This window comes from Pleurocapsa minor HA4230-MV1, from assembly GCA_019359095.1.
In the GTDB taxonomy this organism is placed as follows: domain Bacteria; phylum Cyanobacteriota; class Cyanobacteriia; order Cyanobacteriales; family Xenococcaceae; genus Waterburya; species Waterburya minor.
In genome coordinates this window covers 18,450-37,377 of sequence record JAHHHZ010000036.1, presented here as the reverse complement: position 1 = coordinate 37,377, position 18,928 = coordinate 18,450, and the positions used below count along the sequence as shown (strand labels likewise).

16 protein-coding genes are annotated in these 18,928 nt (G+C 38.8%); 8 read left to right on the top strand and 8 right to left on the bottom strand.

Going from position 1 to position 18,928, the window contains the following annotated elements; genetic code table 11:
- The first annotated feature begins 10 nt into the window (after positions 1–10).
- Positions 11–1,486, top strand: coding sequence for a glycogen synthase GlgA (gene glgA, locus KME09_24125; GenBank protein ID MBW4537025.1), 1,476 nt, complete (start codon positions 11–13; stop codon positions 1,484–1,486).
- A gap of 93 nt (positions 1,487–1,579) precedes the next feature.
- Here glgA and KME09_24120 read toward each other — a convergent pair whose 3' ends face one another.
- The 3 genes from KME09_24120 to KME09_24110 all read right to left on the bottom strand — a co-directional run bounded on the left by KME09_24120 (position 1,580) and on the right by KME09_24110 (position 5,297).
- Positions 1,580–2,446, bottom strand: a complete 867-nt coding sequence (locus KME09_24120; GenBank protein ID MBW4537024.1) for a M28 family peptidase — start codon at positions 2,444–2,446, stop codon at positions 1,580–1,582.
- 60 nt (positions 2,447–2,506) lie between these two features.
- Positions 2,507–3,958 carry a glycoside hydrolase family 13 protein gene (locus KME09_24115; GenBank protein MBW4537023.1) on the bottom strand — a complete coding sequence of 484 codons (1,452 nt, stop codon included), beginning with the start codon at positions 3,956–3,958 and terminating at the stop codon, positions 2,507–2,509.
- An 88-nt stretch (positions 3,959–4,046) separates the two neighbouring features.
- Positions 4,047–5,297, bottom strand: coding sequence for an ATP-binding cassette domain-containing protein (locus KME09_24110; protein ID MBW4537022.1), 1,251 nt, complete (start codon positions 5,295–5,297; stop codon positions 4,047–4,049).
- 252 nt (positions 5,298–5,549) lie between these two features.
- Here KME09_24110 and KME09_24105 point away from each other — a divergent pair, with 252 nt between their 5' ends.
- From KME09_24105 to KME09_24090, 4 genes are all read left to right on the top strand, one after another.
- On the top strand, positions 5,550–6,269 hold the full coding sequence (locus KME09_24105) for a cytochrome b/b6 domain-containing protein (GenBank protein MBW4537021.1): 720 nt from the start codon (positions 5,550–5,552) through the stop codon (positions 6,267–6,269).
- A 92-nt stretch (positions 6,270–6,361) separates the two neighbouring features.
- Positions 6,362–7,540, top strand: coding sequence for a DNA polymerase III subunit beta (dnaN, locus tag KME09_24100; GenBank protein MBW4537020.1), 1,179 nt, complete (start codon positions 6,362–6,364; stop codon positions 7,538–7,540).
- Positions 7,541–7,543: 3 nt separating this feature from the next.
- Entirely contained in the window at positions 7,544–7,705 is a 162-nt protein-coding gene (locus tag KME09_24095; protein MBW4537019.1) for a hypothetical protein, read from the top strand.
- Between the two features lie 145 nt (positions 7,706–7,850).
- The gene (locus KME09_24090) at positions 7,851–9,161 is read left to right on the top strand and encodes an energy transducer TonB (protein ID MBW4537018.1); all 1,311 of its coding nucleotides are present in this window, start codon (positions 7,851–7,853) and stop codon (positions 9,159–9,161) included.
- 143 nt (positions 9,162–9,304) lie between these two features.
- Here the strand turns inward: KME09_24090 and KME09_24085 are convergent, their stop codons facing one another.
- The gene (locus KME09_24085) at positions 9,305–10,306 is read right to left on the bottom strand and encodes a saccharopine dehydrogenase-like oxidoreductase (protein MBW4537017.1); all 1,002 of its coding nucleotides are present in this window, start codon (positions 10,304–10,306) and stop codon (positions 9,305–9,307) included.
- Between the two features lie 355 nt (positions 10,307–10,661).
- Here KME09_24085 and KME09_24080 point away from each other — a divergent pair, with 355 nt between their 5' ends.
- From KME09_24080 to KME09_24070, 3 genes are all read left to right on the top strand, one after another.
- Positions 10,662–10,871 carry a DUF2997 domain-containing protein gene (locus KME09_24080; GenBank protein ID MBW4537016.1) on the top strand — a complete coding sequence of 70 codons (210 nt, stop codon included), beginning with the start codon at positions 10,662–10,664 and terminating at the stop codon, positions 10,869–10,871.
- A gap of 64 nt (positions 10,872–10,935) precedes the next feature.
- Positions 10,936–11,322, top strand: coding sequence for a DUF1257 domain-containing protein (locus tag KME09_24075; GenBank protein MBW4537015.1), 387 nt, complete (start codon positions 10,936–10,938; stop codon positions 11,320–11,322).
- Positions 11,322–11,693, top strand: coding sequence for a ferredoxin (locus tag KME09_24070; protein MBW4537014.1), 372 nt, complete (start codon positions 11,322–11,324; stop codon positions 11,691–11,693). The genes KME09_24075 and KME09_24070 overlap by 1 nt, the downstream gene beginning before the upstream one ends.
- A gap of 62 nt (positions 11,694–11,755) precedes the next feature.
- On the opposite strand, the gene KME09_24065 is transcribed toward KME09_24070, so the two are convergent.
- The 4 genes from KME09_24065 to KME09_24050 all read right to left on the bottom strand — a co-directional run bounded on the left by KME09_24065 (position 11,756) and on the right by KME09_24050 (position 18,406).
- Entirely contained in the window at positions 11,756–12,913 is a 1,158-nt protein-coding gene (locus tag KME09_24065) for a hypothetical protein (protein MBW4537013.1), read from the bottom strand.
- A gap of 34 nt (positions 12,914–12,947) precedes the next feature.
- Complete coding sequence (locus KME09_24060; GenBank protein MBW4537012.1) at positions 12,948–14,564, bottom strand: MBOAT family protein; 1,617 nt, start codon at positions 14,562–14,564, stop codon at positions 12,948–12,950.
- A gap of 44 nt (positions 14,565–14,608) precedes the next feature.
- The gene (locus KME09_24055; protein MBW4537011.1) at positions 14,609–15,901 is read right to left on the bottom strand and encodes an oligosaccharide flippase family protein; all 1,293 of its coding nucleotides are present in this window, start codon (positions 15,899–15,901) and stop codon (positions 14,609–14,611) included.
- Positions 15,902–16,213: 312 nt separating this feature from the next.
- Positions 16,214–18,406: a polysaccharide biosynthesis tyrosine autokinase gene (locus KME09_24050; protein MBW4537010.1), complete on the bottom strand. Its 2,193-nt coding sequence runs from the start codon at positions 18,404–18,406 to the stop codon at positions 16,214–16,216.
- Between the last annotated feature and the right edge of the window lie 522 nt (positions 18,407–18,928).

The window sequence follows — 18,928 nt, the reverse complement described above, 5'->3', positions numbered from 1 at the left end:
GGAATAAACCATGTACATCGTGCAAATTGCCTCCGAATGCGCTCCTGTGATCAAAGCTGGCGGTTTAGGAGATGTTGTTTACGGATTGAGCCGAGAATTAGACGAGCGAGGGCATTGCGTCGAGCTAATTCTACCCATGTATGACTGCATGAGATATGACCATATTTGGGGGTTACATGATGCTTATCTCGATTTGGGTGTGCCTTGGTATGGTGGCGAAATTAAGTGTGATGTCTTCTGTGGCTGGGTACACGGTAGACTGTGCTTTTTTATCCAGCCAAAAAGCCAAGATCAGTTTTTTAATCGTGGTCATGTCTATGGTAGTCACGATGATCCCATGCGGTTTGCTTTCTTTAGTAAAGCAGCCATGGAATTCCTGCTCAAAAGTAATAAGCGTCCTGATATTATCCACTGTCATGACTGGCAAACTGGCTTAATCCCTGTGATGCTCTACGAGATGTATCAGTACTATGGTATGGAGCGTCAACGGGTTTGTTATACAATCCATAATTTCAGACATCAAGGTAGCTGTGGCAACGAAATTTTAGCAGCGACAGGTTTAAACCGACCAGAATACTATTTCGATTATTCTCGCCTCCAGGACAACTTCAATCCCTTTGCACTTAACTTAATGAAAGGTGGGATTGTTTATGCCAATTACGTCAACACTGTTTCTCCTCACCACGCTTGGGAAGCTCGTTTTACCGATGTTGGCTATGGTTTAGGTCATACCTTAGAAATTCATCAAAAGAAATTTAGCGGTATCCTCAACGGAGTTGACTATAATTTCTGGAATCCAGCTACAGATAAATTAATTCCTGCTAACTACGACATAGACAAATTAGAGGATAAAGCAAAAGATAAACAAGCTCTGCGTCAAAGACTACTAATGCATGAGTCTGATAAGCCGATTATTGCTTACATTGGCCGTTTAGACGATCAAAAAGGAGTTCACCTGGTACATCACTCGATTTACTATGCTCTCCAACATAATGCTCAGTATGTACTACTGGGTTCAGGTACATCTCCAGAAGTGAACAATAAATTCTTGCACGAAAAATATTTCCTCAATGATAATCCTGACGTACATCTAGAAATTGGCTTTGACGAAGAATTAGCTCATCTAATCTATGCAGGGGCGGATATGATAGTTGTTCCCAGTAACTTTGAACCCTGTGGCTTAACTCAGTTAATCAGTCTCAAATATGGCACAGTGCCAATTGTACGCGGTGTAGGTGGCTTACTTAGTACGGTATTTGACCGCGACTACGATCCTGACCATGCGCCCGAAAAACGCAACGGCTATGTATTCTATCAAATGGATAATAATGCTTTAGAGTCGGCAATGGAAAGAGCGATCGGGCTGTATTATGAGTATCCTAAAGAGTTTGAGCAATTAGTCCAGCAAGGCATGGAATATGACTATTCTTGGAAGGCTGCGGGTAGTCAGTATCTCAATGTTTATGAATATATCAAGTATAAATAATTATTTGCGAAGCTTATACCACAAGGGCGACGCGAAGCTAGTGCTTTAGCATACAACGTCCTTTAGGACTGATTACTGATTACTGATTACTAATCACTTAATTTTTCTCAAAGCTGCTATAAGGCTTTGGCAAGTATTTGTCAGAAAGTCTAAGTCTAGAGTCTCAATCGTGTCACTAGCTTGGTGATAGTGAGGATTACGTAACATTGCCGTGTCAGTCACCATGATGGCGCGGTATTTTTGTTGCCAGAAAGGACGATGATCGCTAAATCCTGTAATCGGCACTAATTTACCAGCACTGGGATCGGGTAAGACTGCAATCGGCGTGCCGTTTTTTTTCATTTGTTTAGCGAGACGATTCAGGTCGAGAATTGCCGATAAGTTACCTACTAAGGCGATGAAATTGGCGCGTTGCGAAGCCATGCCGAAAGGCATATCGCTATAGAATGGTTTAATTAAATCGGGATAAGTTTGAGAACCTGGGGCATGATTGCAATAGCCCAACATTTCCAAGGACAACATGAGCCTTAGTTTCTGCTGGTTGTCTTTAAGATATTTAGCATAAGCATTACTTCCTAATAGGCCATATTCTTCTAAATCAAAGGCTACTAGTCTGACAGGATACTTGATCGGATTACTGGCAAATACTTCTGCCATTTCTAGTAAAACCGCCACTCCCGTCGCATTATCATCGGCACCAGGAGTTCCTGGCACAGCGTCGTAATGTGCGCCAATTAAAATCGGCGGAAAATCTGAACTGGAAGCCGAATTAAGATTAAGAATTAAATTCTGATGGGTTTTGCCCTGAAACTTAAACTCATGAACTTCTACCTTGCCCCATTGACTTAAAGTCTCGCGAATATATTCCCTAACTAAAAAATGTCCACCAGAATTAAGATAGGGATCTCTTTCCCGTACAATCTGAGTTAAATGATGATGTAACCGTTGTTTTAAGCTCAAATTAAATTAGATTAAATTTATATATCGTAGGGGCGAATGGTTATTCGCCCATAAGTTAATTTAAACAATTATGATGCTGCTTTGAGCGGGAATAATCAGCTCTATTTTGTTACCTTCGGTGGTAAGATGCCAGTCGATTCTCCCTGAACCATAAACAACTTTTTCGGGTTGAGACTGCAATTCGGTTACATTAAAAACGACATCCGCCTGTTCCTTGCCAATATTAACAGCTACGATCGCTTCTTCGCGATCCAAGATGCGAGCAAAGACATACAAATGTTGCCCTGCATACAGAGTTTTATATTTCCCTATACTTAAAGCTGAATATTGGTGGCGTAAGGCAATTAGCTGTTTATAATCTTTTAAAATCTCCACATCCCAATTTGCGGGTTCAGGGAAGGCGCGCCGACAATCAGGATCTTTCCCACCTATTAAACCAACCTCGTCGCCATAGAAGATACTGGGCGCACCAGGAAAAGTCATCATCAGCACAGTCGCTAGCATAAAGCTACTTTTGTTTTCTCCTACCGCAGTTAGCAGTCGAGGAGTATCGTGGCTATCTAATAAATTGAGTTGAGCAAGCTGAATTTCCCAATCATAAAGCTTCAGCAAAGCATCAATCCGCATTGCATATTCAGTGCCAGAAATAGGTGGATAGGGTCTTAATTCACCATGACAAAACTCAGGTAGATAATTATCTCCTGCTGCAAAAGCGATCGCCGCTTCGGCAAAACGATAGTTCATCACCCCATCAAACTGTGTCCCATCTAGCCAGTAACTCGCATCACCCCAAATTTCTCCGACAATATAGGCTTCAGGGTTGACTGCTTTAACGCGATCGCGAAATTCTTGCCAAAATCCAGGCGTATCTACTTCATTTGGTACATCTAAGCGCCAGCCATCAATACCTTGATTGAGCCAGTATTCAGCTACCTGCATGATATATTCCTTGACCTGGGGATTATCATGATTAAACTCAGGCAAAGCGCGATCGCCAATCCAGCCTTCGTAGTTGGCGGGTTTACTACCGTCATAGGCAGATAGGGGCCAATCATAAATCTTGAACCAATCTAACCAAGGGGAATTCGGGCCATTTTCTAAAATATCGTTAAAAAAGAAAAAGCCACGGCTAGCATGGTTAAACACTCCATCTAATACTATTTTGATTTCATGTTCGTGGGCAGCTTTAATTAGAGCAGCAAACGCCACATTGCCCCCTAACATCGGGTCTACCTGATAATAGTCATGGGTATGATAGCGATGATTGGAAGCCGACTGAAAGATCGGTGTAAAGTAGATGGCATTGACTCCCAAATCTTTGATATAGTCCAGCTTTTTAATTACTCCCCACAAGTTTCCTCCCTTATATCCCTGGTAAGTTGGTGTTGCGTCCCAACCCTCATATTGAGAAGCTTGCCATTGTCCTTTAATCGTGGATTCACTAACGGCAAAGCGATCGGGAAATATTTGATAAAAAACGGCATTTTTGACCCAATCTGGTGTTTTAATCATGGCTATTCGTTAATATTTATTGGTGCAAACTCGGTAATCAGCAAGACACCAGAAAACTGAATCTTACGACTATTATTAATTAAAAATATTAAACAGCGATCGCCCGTCCATCATCAACTGTAAAAAGATGGATTTTGTCGGTATTAATACTCAGCCAAAGGCGATCGCCAACTCGTAGGCGTTTATCTGGTGGTAGAGATACCGTCAAGGTAGTATCAGGCTGTGCTGTTAAATGAGCAGAGAGATAGGTTTCATTCCCCAGTGCCTCTACTAAATCTACCTCAATCTGAATGCTAGACTGGCTTTCTCGATCGATAGCTAAATGTTGGGGACGAATACCCAAAATTAGGGATTTTGCCTGACTGTGTTGCAGAGATTTTGTCCAAATAGCAGGTAAATCTAGAGCAAAATGAGGGTTAACTAACTTGAGGGGAGATTCTAAATCTACGGGTAAAAAATTCATGGCTGGCGAACCAATAAACTCCGCGACAAAACGATTAGCTGGTCGTTCATAAATTTCTAACGGTGGGGCAATCTGCTGAATTTGACCGTTGTACATCACGGCAATGCGATCGCCCATAGTCATCGCTTCTGTCTGATCGTGAGTTACATAAACCGTGGTTGTCTTTAACTGTCGCTGTAGCTGGACAATCTGAGTGCGGGTTTGCGTCCGTAGTTTGGCATCTAAATTAGATAATGGCTCATCCATCAAAAAGACTTGGGGGTTGCGGGCGATCGCTCTGCCTAATGCTACCCGTTGCTTTTGCCCTCCAGACAGCTCTTTTGGTAAGCGATTTAGTAATGGCTCAATCTGCAACAAACTCGCCACATAGCGTACCCGATCCCGTACCTCTTTCTCCTTGGCGGATAGATATCTCATGCTGCGAGGCAAATAACGAGTTGTACCTGTTAAAGTACTTTGCCACAAATTTGAGCTAACTTTTTCTTTACTATCGGTTCGCGAATCCCGCCGTAAACCAAAGGCGATGTTATCGTAAATATTCAAATGCGGATACAGGGCATAATTTTGAAACACCATGGCAATATTTCTGGCTTTAGGTGGTAAATTATTCACCAGGCGATCGCCAATTCTAATATTACCTCCAGTCAATTCCTCTAAACCCGCCAGTAAACGCAACAGCGTACTTTTACCACAGCCTGATGGCCCCACCAAAACTAAAAACTCCCCAGACTCAACGGTAAAGTTAATATCCCGCAGCACAGTAACCTGTTTGGATCGATCTTCCCTCAGCGCATCTGGCTTATTTTTCGACCCCTGAACCCGCTCTGCCTTGCCACGATAGCTTTTATAGACATTTTCAACTACGACCTGTGCCACTATTAAACCTAAAATAAACTAAATAAAGTAGATATCATCAGCTTTGCTTAGTAATGTTAGCATTAGCTATTTGAATGTCTAAAGTAGACTCATGCCAATTCTCTATGAAAATGCATTAAATCAGATTTTACCCCTTTGCGTCTTTGTGTCTTTGCGCGAGACTTAATATTTAACTTGCGATCGCTTCATTAATTTTCCCAAGTTGTTAATTAAACTAGAAAGCAAACCTTAATTAGCAAATTTTCTGATTTTATGTCGGTAAAATCTTCGGCACCCTATCAACCACTCTTACTCCGTATACTTCATGGTCTAATTGGCTTATGTGCGATCGCGGCAATAGTTACTGCTTTTTGGACTTACAACACCTACGATGGACGTTGGGGTACTATACCTTTACCTAAATTTCAGGAAATTGAAGGTATTCACGGAACATTTGGACTTTGGACTTTACTTATTTTCCCTTTCTTTGTCGTTTATGCTTTTAATCGAGGTCAACGAAGATTGATTCAGTCCAACTCTTTGGCTAAACTAGCTCAATTGGGTAAACCAATTTGGTGGTATACCCTGCACCGCTTAGTTAATACCATGAATATTTTGGCAATAACTTTTGCGGTTTTTTCGGGCAAGATGATGAGTGAAAAGTGGCTACCTCAAGGAGAACTTAATCATTTCTGGTACTATGCTCATCTTGTTTCTTGGCTGATTTTAGTAATGGCGATCGCGCTTCATTTATTAATGAGTATTCGGGTTGGTGGTATTCCTTTAATTTTATCGATGCTTAATTGGCGATTTCGTAGTCAAGATAGTCCTACCTTGTGGCGTCAACATCTGCTTAATTGGCGTAGCAATTTCAGCATGAAAATAGTTCAGCAATGGTTATCTTTTCCTGCTCCACTTAAAATTTTAGAGGTTTTTGTCTTAATTACTATTGCTTCAGCTTGGATCATCTCCCTAATCAAAGAACTTAGTTAATTACTTTTGACTTTTGACTTTTGACTTAAGCCCGAAGGGCGTTGGTAAAATAGTACAATCGATGGGCAACATTCCTTGATTTCGATTCTGAGATGAAAATTATTTGCGCCTCATTTGACCTAAAAGATCATCTTTCCCTTGTTAGTCGTGCTGTTCCTTCTCGTCCAGAACCCCCTGTTTTAGGTAATGTTTTAATTCAAGCCAGCGAAACTAGCCAAAAAGTTAGTTTGATTGCTTTTGATGGTAGCTTGGGCATTAAGACGAGTTTTAATGCTCAAGTTGATACAGGTGGCAGTATTACCCTCCCCGCTAGGTTATTGAATGATATTGTTACTCGTTTACCAGAGATTGAAATTACCCTAGAAGTCCCAGAAGCCGAATCAGAAGAAGCTAATTTTGTGACGACAATTAGTTCCACATCAGGTCAATTTCAACTAACAGGAATAGATGCTGCTGAGTTTCCTGAACTTCCCACGATTGAACCAGAAGCACAGACAATAGAATTACCGATCGCTCTTCTTAACCAAGGTTTAGGAGGCTGTTTATTTGCGGCTTCGACTGAATTATCTAAACAGATTTTAACAGGAGTTCATTTAAAGATCCAAGGTATTGGTCAAGGTGGTGGCGACACTTTAGAATTCGCTGCTACTGATAGTCATCGTTTGGCGGTAGTGGCAACTAACCTCAATGATTCAGAATCAGAGTCTACTGTCGAGTTACCCCAGTTATCTGTAACTATTCCTGCTAAAGCGTTAAGAGAACTAGAAAGAATTGTCAATAATGCTGCCGAAGGCGACAAGGTTAAGGTAAGTTTTGATGAACAGGTGATGGTGTTTGAGTATCGCGATCGCCTTTTAACTAGTACAAAGATCTCAGGAGATTACCCTGCATATGGTCAGTTGATTCCCCAAAAATTTAGCCGTGAAATTATCCTCGATCGCAAACGCCTCATTTCTAGTTTAGAGTTGGTGGCAGTTTTGGCACAGAAGAATAACCTGGTAAAATTTAGCCTACATAACGATAGTTCAGAACTAGTTGTCTCGGCGGATGCTCAAGATATAGGTAACGCCGAACAGTCTCTACCTGCTGAGATTATGGGAGATGATATTGAGATTGCTTTTAATATCAAGTATTTAATGGACGGATTAAAAGCTTTATCCACCACTGAAATAAAAATGCAGCTGAATGAAGGTTATCAGCCAGTTATCTTTAGTCCTTTGGGTGGCTTGACCATGACTTATCTAGTAATGCCTGTACAAATTAGAAAATAAGAAGTGATTAAGATTTGGTGTAATTATGATTTGAGTGCCAGAAGGGATTGTCATCTGGAAGAATTACCCTTAGTCTGGATTGATAGTTATGATTGTGGAGCATTAAAACTAATATTTCGACCAAGCGATCGCCAATACCTAAATCACTTTAATTCTTTGACCTAGATATCTGACCTAGATAATTTAAAATCCTGTTAACACTAAGGGAGTAAATTACTGTTCTTTAACCAATCCAAACTATCCTATTTTTCCAAGTTATTCTGTAAATTAGACAACTAAATTTTAGCTATTATTTTTCTAGTTGCGGGTTATGTCCTACGAGTCAAAATTAGATCATCAATCTGGTAAGTTAATTAACCCAACACAGCTATGTCTATTGCTGTCAGTTACGCTTCATCTATTGTTATTAAAGTTTGGTCTGCCAACGTTCAAATCTAACGATGACGATGGTAAAAGAGAAGTTTCGATTGTTGAACTAAATGCCGAACAACAGGCTCGTTTACCAGATCTCGATCCTCAATTGGCAAACCCAGATCTGTCCAAACTCAGCGAACTTACTTCACCCTCGGCTATCCCACCAAATTGGTTGCCTGGAAATACCGATCCTTCTAGTTTGCCACCCCTAGTAGTTCCGCCACCACCACAATTTAATTTTCCTTCCTTACCACCAATCAACGATATTAAGCTTCCGCCTGTAGGTAATTGGTCTCAGTTGCCTCTTCCCCCACAAATTGATCCTTCAGATTTCAAGGTTGAGCCAATCAAGCTACCGCCTAATATCGGAAAAATCCCCCAGCAACCCACTAAACCTTCAGCAGTTAAAACTCCCCCAAATCCCTCAACTGCAACTAAGCCGAAAAACCCGACGCAAAAGCAACCTGAAGTGAAGCCTGAAACTCAACCTAAAACTAACCCACAGGAGACTCCAGAAATTATTGCTACTCGAAAAGTGACTCAATCACAGCAGCGAATTGCGAGCTTGCATCAAAGTCTTACCAAAACCAAAGACGGAAATAGTAACGAGCAAGCCAATAGAAACTATGTTGACTGGGTGACTAAGGTTAATGGCGTTCCATCAAGAGAAATCAAAATCAAAGGTACTTATCCCCGCGATGCCTGTATTTTAAGGCTTAAAGGAAGCAGTGTTTTTGGTGTGGTGGTTGGTGCTAAAGGTCAAGTTGTTGCTCTCGATTTGCTTAAAGGCTCAGAATATCCCATTTTTAATCAACAAGCTATTCAGGATCTTAGAGGTCGTATTTTTGATAATGACACAAATAAGCCCAAGCCCTATCAAGTAGAGGTAAATTACGAATATGATGCCGAGATTTGTCCTTCTTTGACTCTACCTTCTCTTAGAACGGAAAAACCCGCACCAAAACCGCAACCTAAACCCGCACCAGTTCCAACACCAAAACCGCAAGCTAAACCTGCGCCTAAACCGCAACCGCAACCTAAACCCGCACCAGCTCCAGCAACGCAACCAAAACCTAGTCCTGAACCAGTTCCTGCACCAGATAACTCACCACCATCATTAGGCGATCGCTTACGTAATGTCCCTCTCCCTAACTTAAATCCTGATCAAATAAAAGACATTCCTTTACCCAAAAAACCAGATTTATAGTCGTACAAAATAGGAAGTAGGAAATAGGAAATAGGAAATTTCGTAAGACAGAAGTAGTATTTCAAAGATCTCCTAACGTTGTTAGGTAGGGATATAAATCAATAATTCAGTGGACTGTAGTTTAGACTCAATTTATCTTTAAACTACCTAACAAACTGAGGCATAATTTCCGCTGCCGTGAACAAGCCAGTAATGCCACGACGATTTAAAGACATTCCCGCTTTAAGATAGCCAAATGCAGGGCCACAGACGTTAGCTGCCATACTAGTTTCATCACCCAAAGTAAAAGTATGGGTAGAAATTTTGCCTTCAAAAGTACGTCCTGTAACTTTAACGTTGGTGCTTAGAGGTTTTTGGGAATTACGAGTGTCTACTACTCCCCCTACGGTAACGCGATCGCGATCGCAAATACCCGCTAGTTCTAACATGATGTCGTCGGCATGTTCCATATTTGACAATGAGATAATACCGTTAGTTCGATCTAACAATGCAGCAACTTCTTCATCAGTCATGGCGCTAGCTTTTTCCACATCGTATTCGCTCATGTGAGCAATATCTTCTCTGATAGTAGCGCGGTAAGCTTCCCAGTTGGCAATGCCTACTCCAAAGGTAATTTTAACACTATGAATTTCAGCATAACTTTGAGCAGCGATCGCAGCAGCAGCGGTTAATAAGCCAGGAGTAGCACCACAACCTGTCAGATAGGTAATGCCTGTCTGCTCTAAATCAGACTGTAATTCCAGCAATTGTTCGACGGCGCTAGTTCTTTTTAAAGCATCTACTAACACTCCTTGCCATCCAGCTTGGATAAACTGCCGTGCAACACCTGCCATAAAAGTGTTGGGTAAGTTAGGTAACGCGAGAAAATAGCCATCTACGTCAGCATTTTCAACTAAATCTTGGATACTATTGCTACTAAGCACTCCCCCAGCAGCTAGATATCCTACAGAATGATGCTCGTGATAACTAGAAATTGCGGCGTCTATATCTAAACCCGCTCCCGTGTAAACATAACCTTTGTGGTCTGCTGCTGCCACTAGGATCATTTCTCGTTTGGCAGCTAAAATCTTGGCTGCTGCTTGTCCTAGACCACCAAAACCTAAAACACCAACTCTAATCGGATTAGTTGATTGATCGATCATTATTTCTGACTCTAACTTGAATACATAACAGATTGTATGATCCTCAGCCCATGGCTAAGATTAAATTAAAAGTAATTTTTCCCCCTCGTTTGAATTACAAACATTTTCTGCGGATTATGTCTTTTTATTAAAAAAACTTTTGGCAGCAACTCTGATCTCTTGACTCCAAAGTTAAATTACGGAAAACTTAGATTATGAAGTAGTAACTAATTCAGCTATTATTAACTTTTAATAAGATTCTTTGAGAATTCGTGCTGACCCTCAAAATATCTATAATGAGAACGATATAACAAAAAAATAGTAACGTTACCCTGTTAAAAACACAGTTTAGGCTACGCGATCGCCAAGCAGCAGATAAATGGAAACATTAGAATTTATTATTTATCCCGATGGACGAGTAAAGGAGACGGTCACAGGTATTGTTGGTTCATCTTGCCAAGAAGTAACCGCAGCGATCGAACAACAGCTAGGAGTTGTTGTGGATCAAAAGCAAACCTCTGATTATTATGCTCAAAACAAAGTTCAATCAGCTACCACTGTTACCCAAAGCAGCTATAGCGATTGGTAATTTTAAGCCAATTTAAACAATTCAATTAGAACATTTAATTAATTCAGTTCCCTAGAGAAAACTTATGTCACATTTCAGCAACATCAAAACAAAAATTCGTAACTTAAACTTTTTGAAAGCAGCTCTCAAGGATTTAGACGTAGATTGGAAGAATAGTTCAGGAGTAGTCCGTGGCTATCAGGGTCAAACCCATCAGGCTGAGGTAGTAATTGAGCAAAACAATAGCTATGATTTTGGATTTTGCTGGAATGGTAGCGAGTATGAACTAGTCGCCGACTTACAATATTGGCAGCAACCCTTGACTGTAGATGGTTTTTTACGCCAAGTAACTCAACGCTACGCCTATCATACAGTAGTCAACGAAACTGCTAATCAAGGATTTGCGATCGCCGAGCAAGTTAAGAATGAAGATGGTTCAATCCGTTTAGTTGTACAACGTTGGAGCGCATAATGAATAGTACTGACTCAAATCAGCCTAATGGTTTTGAGCCAGAATTAGGTGGGATTTGGCGGCAAAAAGGAGTTTTCGTTGATGAAAATATCTGTATTGGCTGTAAAAACTGTACTCATGTAGCGACAAATACGTTCTATATTGAGCCAGAATATGGGAGAGCCAGAGTTTTTAATCAAGATGGCGATCTAGAAGAGCTAATTGAAGAAGCAATGGATACTTGTCCCGTAAACTGCATTCATTGGCTAGATTATACTGAATTAAAGCAAATGGAATACGAGAGAAGCAACCAGGTAATCCAAAGCCTGGCAATTCCTCCAGCCATGAGGCGATCGCAAATCATCAAAAGAAGCAGATTTAACAGCTTATAGTTAATTTTCTAGTTAACTTAAATAAAATTAGTCAATTAAATTCTTCCCTAATTACTCACAGTTTAATTAGGGTTTTTTTTCTGAACCATATCAATAGAAATTTCCGAGTTATTATCCCAGCGTTGTAACTCACCTTCTTTGGCTAAAAAGTCCTTCAACTTCTGGCGGTAAGCTGCTCGATAATCATCAAATTGATAGTTATCCACGCGAATTCCAAAATCACCGTCTGTTTCCCCCTGCAAAATTTGGGCGATGCGATTGTTGGTTTCCACTGAATAATGACTGCCATCAAAAGTGTTAAGAGGGTTTTGAGTTATCTCAGAAGGAATGGAAAAATCATACATGGCATCATAATTTTGCCCTAGCTGATGGAAAGCTGATAGTTCACAATCCATTAGTCCCCTACCATAAGTGTCATTAACCATGCTCCAAGCCGATCTCGGTGGCACAAAACCTACAAATTTGGCATTAGGGAAAACTTTTTTCAACCCGATAAATGTTTCTACTGAAGTTAGATCGCATTTTTGTGGTGAACCAGGCTTGTAAAATTTTGCATCATAAACAGGAGGGTTCGGAAAATCTACAGGCTCAAAATTTTGATCGTAATAATTTCCAGGATCTGGACTAATACCAAGTATAGTCATTGCCGAGAATAACAACACGTCAGACGAAAGGTAAGCCTGGAGAAAAGATGGAGTTTGAAGACTTTCAATTGAAATTGGTTGTTCTTCTTTTCTTTCTTGTTCCACAAAATTTAAGCCATCCACCCCAACATAGACTATTTTGGGATCGATTTTTTGCTCTTGCAGAAAATTAGCGTAGCTGACAAAATCAGGTATTTCTGCTCCCTTAAGAGCATAGTTAAAACAATTATGGTTACTCAACTCTGAGGCTCTCAAAGTCGTTACCCTAGAGCTACCAAGAATAATACAGTCATAGTTTTCCCGATCTTTAGTCCTCAAAAAAAGGTTGGTTTTAGTAACACGTTCATTAAAAGCAAAATTTTTGCCCGTCAAGATATTTCCGTGACTATACCACAGAGGATCGACCAACCAATTAACTCCAGCTACAGAACCTAATAATAAAGAAGTCACAAGTCCATATAGACCGAAACTAAACTTGCTGTCCTTTTCTTTACTGTCTATTTGAGAATCTGGCATTGCTGAGGCTGTACGTTTACCTAATTTTAAAAATCCTTCTGTGGCACTTTTCAAGTTCATTTTATGTAGTTAATTTAGAGTATAAGTTTAAAAATTAAAATTGGAAATAAAGGAATTCACTAACCCGAGAAAAGCACAATAGAGATAGTGAAGTTAAACTGGCAATGATTATGGTCCAAATTTTATTTGGCTTCCACGATAGATCCTGCCAGAATTTTTGCTGCCACTGTGACTGATGTTTTTCATTTTCAACAGGTTTAGCTTGTGTATCCTTTAGGACGGTTAAAGCTGGATTGTATTTACCCATCCACTGCTGGGTGTTAGGGGTAAACCAAGCAATCAGTAATAAGATAAGAATACCGAAAGTGGCATATTTCTGACTGATCCCTACGTTGACGGTAAACCCTGAGAATTCGACGCCCATATTTCTTAAAAAACCAAGATAAGGTTCTAAAAAATTAGGTAAATTGATGCCGTTAAAGCCAAACATTGACTGTAGCATTGAGGTTGCTGTCTCAAAATCACTAGCTTTGAAAAAGACCCAAGAAATCACCACCGCAACAAAGGTTGTAATCTGTCCCGTACCGCGAAGTAGCCACCCATCATTTTTGAGATTATGACCCCAACTCTGGCGAACAGAGCGATACAGGTGATTAATTATTAAATAAATTCCATGTAGTCCGCCCCAAAAGATAAAAGTCCAACCTGCACCGTGCCACAAACCCCCTAGTAGCATCGTGACCAGTAAATTTAGGTGGCGACGTAGTTGTCCTTTACGACTACCCCCCAGAGGTATATATAAGTAATCCCTGAGAAAATGAGACAGAGTGATGTGCCATCTGCGCCAAAAGTCGACAATACTGATCGCTTTGTAGGGAGAATTAAAATTTAGCGGTAAGCGGATCCCAAACATATAGGATGCACCGATCGCCATATCAGAATAGCCCGAAAAATCAAAATAAAGCTGTAGAGTATAGCCCAATGCGCCTACCCAAGCTTCGGAAAAGGTTAGGTCGATACCTTGAGATGCCGCAGCAAAAGCCAAATTGGAATATTCAGCAATGCGATCGGCAAAGATCACCTTTTTGAATAAACCAGCGATAAATACAGTTAGACCAATAGATAATGCTGTTTGACTAAATTTATAAATAGAGGGTTTTTCAAACTGAGGTAAAAGTTCATAATGATGAACAATTGGGCCAGCAATTAAATGAGGGAAAAAAGAAACAAATAACATATATTTTAGTAAAGTATATTCTTTTGTTTCTCCTTTATAAGCATCAATTAAGTAGGCAATTTGGATAAATGTAAAGAAAGAAATTGCTAATGGTAATGCTATTGGAGGTAAATTTAATTTAGTATGAAATAATTGATTAAAATTACTTACGAAAAAATTGGCATATTTAAAATAAGAAATTAATCCTAAATTCAAAACAACGCCTGAAATCAGAAGAGCTTTTTTAAACAACGCATTTTTAACTACATTGCTTAAACAATAGCCTAAGCTATAATTGAAAAGTATAGATGTAGTTAGTAAAAACAAATTAATACTATGCAGTTGCCACCAGCCATAAAAGAAGAAAGATGCCAACACCAGCCAAATTATAGGTAGTTGTTGTTCAACATATTTGCTTTTATTACTCAACCAAAAAAATACAGCTAAAGTAATTGGTAAAAATAAAAAAATAAACTCAAAAGAATTAAATAGCATAGTGGTACGTTAAGCTAATTGTAATAAATAGAAAGGAATTTTTTCTATCCAGGTAAATAGTCTTGTTTGCTCTCTCGACGATATAGTATAAATACAATTAGCCAAAGACAAACTAACCGTACAGAATCAGAGATGATCGTGGCGATCGCTGCCCCCTTCCAAGAAAAAAGCGGAATTAAAATAATATTTAAGACCACATTGACAAGAGCCGATCCTACCTGGACAATACTGCGCGACTTTTGATGCCCCGAACCAGTTAGAGTATCTGCTGCCAAATATTGAAAAGCAGCGATCGCTGGTAAGGGAGATAGCCATAAAAGAGCGCCAATTGCATCGCGATAATCTTCACCGAGAATTACGGGAATAAAGGGAGCTATCAGCCAAAATCCAATTACGGTGGCGATCGCATAAAAAGTCAAAATGGGTAGAAGTCGTTTCCCAAAATTTAAACTCCCCCGCACCCCAGACGCTCCATGTTGAAAAAACCTAGTATAGGTAGCACCAAATAAGGCTAGTAGCGGTGAATTGGCGACATCAATAAAGCGATAAGCAGAAGCATATATTCCCGTGGATGCAACTCCTGATATTTTACTTAACATTGACTTATCTAGATTGGCGTTAATGTTGTTCGCAGAAGTACTAATCGAGAAGTAAAATCCTTGAACGAGATTGGATCGCAGCTCAGAGAGTATGGGGCGAGGCAAACCTAGCATTTTCGTAATCAATAAGATTGTAATTACAGTCATAACCACTGAACTAGTACAATATAGATAACTCCAGGTATTTACGCTCGGATTAGGGAAAAAAACCACTAAAGACAATGCAGCTAAAAGCTTACTACAGGTACCTAAAACTTCTAGTTGAGCTGTCTTATTAACCATGTTGCTTGCTAGCAATGACTTACTACCCAAATCAAGCAAAGCAAGACAAATTAGATCGGCTACGAGAATCAGCAGAATTGCTACCCAAGGAATATTTCCAGGAAATAGAACAGGAGAAAGCAAAAACAGAAGTAGCGTCAAGAAAGTACCATTAACAACGGAAAGAACTAAACTATTGCCCCAATTAGTGCTGAAGGTTGCTCGATTAGTAGAGACATTTTTAACCAATAAATGCTCACTACCTAAAGGGACAAAGGGAAAAACCAGATTTGCCACTGCGGTAATCGCCACAAACGAACCATAGTTTTCCTTACCCAACAAACGGGCAATAATAATAAAGTATGCTGTCTGCATAACTATATTAAATAGCTTAGAAAACAACATCCAGAGAGTGTCCTGTGCCAGACTACTTTGAAATAGATTTGTAACTTTAACTTTGATCTCTGCCAAATTCATAATTTCTATTTCTGTTTACTGGAGCTTTAAGTAATAATTATTCAGCACTAGCATAATATAGTCCAGATATAATTCCAAATTGAGGAATTCCTAGGGTAAACAGAAGATTCAAGATTAGTAACAGTCCATAAGTCCAGCCTAATAGTTTCATTATATATTTCATATATATCAAAAAATTGCTCTGGCTTTTGCTCATATAGTCGAAATTCTGCTGCATTTAAAACAATTATCAGGAGTTGATTTGTTAATTTTTTCGTAATCAAGAACTGTTTCTAATTACTGTCTATTTATGAGAGTAATTAAAAGCTAAATTTAGGCAGTAGCAGTTTTGGCTTGGCTACTTTCAGTAGAACTAGAAAAATAATTTTTACTGTATTTAGCATGATACGAATAGCGATCAAACTCTTTTTGCTTGACACCATTAATTACCATTCCCAAAACTTGTTGTTCAAGATGAGCATTATATAAAGTTTCTTTGGCTAGTTCTGCACTCTCATTTTCTACAATTCCTGGACGACTTATAAAGACAATACCATCAGCTAATTTGCTTAAAGTTAAGACATCAGCAGTTACAGCCAAAGGTGGTGCATCAATAATCACTAATTCATATTCCTTTCTTGCTGCTGCCACCAGCTGACTCATCTCTGGTGAATCCAATAAAGCTAATGGATTAGGAGCGATAATTCCTGAAGTTAAAATGTCTAGTTGCTTCATTGGCTGAGTGACAACTTGAGCTAAAGGTATTTTGTGTGCTATTACATCCTTGACTCCAGCTTTATTGCTAATCTGCCAAATATCATGTTGAGACGCTTTTCTTAAATCGCCATCAATAAGTAAAACTTTACGCCCTAACTGAGCCATTGCAGCTGCTAAATTTGCTGCCACAAGTGATTTTCCTTCCCCAGGAACAGAACTAGTCATCAAAATAACTTTTGGTTGTCGCTTAGCTGCTAGAAACTTAAGATTAGTTTGAATCATGCGATATATTTCGCTGGCAAAGGAGTCTGGTTCTCTTTGAACAATAATTCCTCCTTGGCTATTTTGCAGCGGATCAAGAGGTACAACTCCCAATACTTGAAAGGCAAACCTCTGTTTTATTTCGGAAATAGTTTTAAGGGAGTGATCCTGCATCTCCAGTAAGATAGCAGTCAAATTAGCCAGAAACAGACCCATCAAAACCCCAAAAACTATTAATGGTAATCTACCTGTGCTACCTTCTTCAGGAACGATAGCCGATTCAATAACTTGAGCATTACCTGTTTGCTGGTTAACCAAGACATCAAGATCTGACTTATTTTCTAGTAAGGTTTTGTATGTCGAACGTGCGCTATCCACCTCTCTTAGTAGAGACTGTTCTTGCTTTTCTAAGCTGGGTATCTGTTTAGCTCGGTTGAGATAAACCTGCTGATATTGATACAAAGATGATAGTTCAGTTTGTAGACTCAGTTCGTCGATCTTGAGATTAATAAATTTCTCGACTTGATTCTCTTTAAGATTATCGTTCAGCAATAATCCTTCGGAAACTTTGGCGCCAACATACTCTCGAATTAACCCTTGTAGTTGGGAATTTAAATTTTGTTTCTTCTGTTGGAGGCTAACAACTGCTGGATGGTTATCATTGAACCGCTGTCTTTCTTTGGATAACTCTGCTTCTGTACTGTTAAGTTGCTCAAGGATACTTTGAACTTGAGGTGTATTTCCTAATTGAACTGTGCTAATTGCTTGTCTCAAGTTTAAGCCTAATTGATTTTGCAAACTATCGGTTTGAGCTTTCTTACCCTGCAATTCTGCACCAACGCCTGATATTTCACGATTAAGCGTACCAATATCGGCAACAAGAGTTCTTTTTTCTTCCTGTAAATCTACAACTTGGTTTTTTTCATAGAAACCTTGTAAATTAGTTTCTAGACTATTTAATTTGGTTTCAATTTTGGGTATAGTACTGGAGATAAAACTATCCGCACTTACAGTAGCAGACTTATTACTGCGAACATGCTCTTTGACATAAACATCCATTAAAGTATTAATTACTTTAGAAGCGATGATTGGGTCGGGATCTTTATATTCAATGGATATAACATCACTTCCGCCAACTATTTCAATCGCTAGTTTTTCTTTTAACTCTTTTACTTTAAGTGGCTCCCCAAGAGAATTTTTTAACTTTAGCTGGTCGATAGTTTGTTGTAATACTGGCTCGGAGATCATCCTCAGCTTTTCTGTACTGAGAGGAGTCTGAGTATTTAGCAAGGAATTAAATTCATTAGTATCTTCCCCCAAATTTAGTAGCGCGTTGGGAGTATTTTTTTTAAATAAAATTTTTCCTTCAGATTGATAAGTTTTTTCTAAAAAGCTGGTGAGAAAGAGAGTAGTTCCAACAGTAACTATAAAAACAGACAGAGCTGGCAACCAACGACGTTTTAGCTTGAGCAGATATTCTTCTATATTAATATCAAATTCTGCTCGCCGATTGGGATTGTAAGCATTATTTTTCTGAAGGTTAGTCATATGTATATTTTTTTAATATAAAATAAAACGCTACGGTTTTCTGGGAAATTTTTAAAAACTATCTTAGTAATTACTGTTATAAATTCTTTATAGTAGATTGAACAGGTAAATACTTTAAAGTTTTAGTAAAGCTATGACCAAATAACATAAAAATACTAATAAGATAAATATTAAGAAAATACTTCGGGTATAATCACTGATAATTACAGTTTATTTTGAGAAATAAAGTTAGTGATAATATACTTTTATTTTAGTAAAATTATATTTTTTAAATTTTACAATTAATATTTATCTCATGTTTATTTTTTTGGCTCAATAAATATAAAAACTTTTTAATTTAAACAATGGTGATACTTATAATTATTGCTAGTTTAAATTATGATTAATTATTTAGTTGATACTTAAAAAATTTTAATTTTAAATTGCCTATTTAAGTATTTTTGTAAAAAAGTGATTGGTTAAATATGCCTATTAAGTAAGTGGAACAGTGTTTTTGGATAACAATTAGCAATTTAGTATAAT

What these genes read in the sequence shown, in the direction of transcription:
- KME09_24115 (MBW4537023.1), bottom strand. Translation starts at nt 3,958, where the DNA reads ATGATTAAAACACCAGATTGGGTCAAAAATGCCGTTTTTTATCAAATA.
- KME09_24080 (MBW4537016.1), top strand. Translation starts at nt 10,662, where the DNA reads ATGGAAACATTAGAATTTATTATTTATCCCGATGGACGAGTAAAGGAG.
- KME09_24050 (MBW4537010.1), bottom strand. Translation starts at nt 18,406, where the DNA reads ATGACTAACCTTCAGAAAAATAATGCTTACAATCCCAATCGGCGAGCA.
- KME09_24055 (MBW4537011.1), bottom strand. Translation starts at nt 15,901, where the DNA reads ATGAATTTGGCAGAGATCAAAGTTAAAGTTACAAATCTATTTCAAAGT.
- glgA (MBW4537025.1), top strand. Translation starts at nt 11, where the DNA reads ATGTACATCGTGCAAATTGCCTCCGAATGCGCTCCTGTGATCAAAGCT.
- KME09_24090 (MBW4537018.1), top strand. Translation starts at nt 7,851, where the DNA reads ATGTCCTACGAGTCAAAATTAGATCATCAATCTGGTAAGTTAATTAAC.
- dnaN (MBW4537020.1), top strand. Translation starts at nt 6,362, where the DNA reads ATGAAAATTATTTGCGCCTCATTTGACCTAAAAGATCATCTTTCCCTT.
- KME09_24065 (MBW4537013.1), bottom strand. Translation starts at nt 12,913, where the DNA reads ATGAACTTGAAAAGTGCCACAGAAGGATTTTTAAAATTAGGTAAACGT.
- KME09_24075 (MBW4537015.1), top strand. Translation starts at nt 10,936, where the DNA reads ATGTCACATTTCAGCAACATCAAAACAAAAATTCGTAACTTAAACTTT.
- KME09_24105 (MBW4537021.1), top strand. Translation starts at nt 5,550, where the DNA reads ATGTCGGTAAAATCTTCGGCACCCTATCAACCACTCTTACTCCGTATA.
- KME09_24070 (MBW4537014.1), top strand. Translation starts at nt 11,322, where the DNA reads ATGAATAGTACTGACTCAAATCAGCCTAATGGTTTTGAGCCAGAATTA.
- KME09_24060 (MBW4537012.1), bottom strand. Translation starts at nt 14,564, where the DNA reads ATGCTATTTAATTCTTTTGAGTTTATTTTTTTATTTTTACCAATTACT.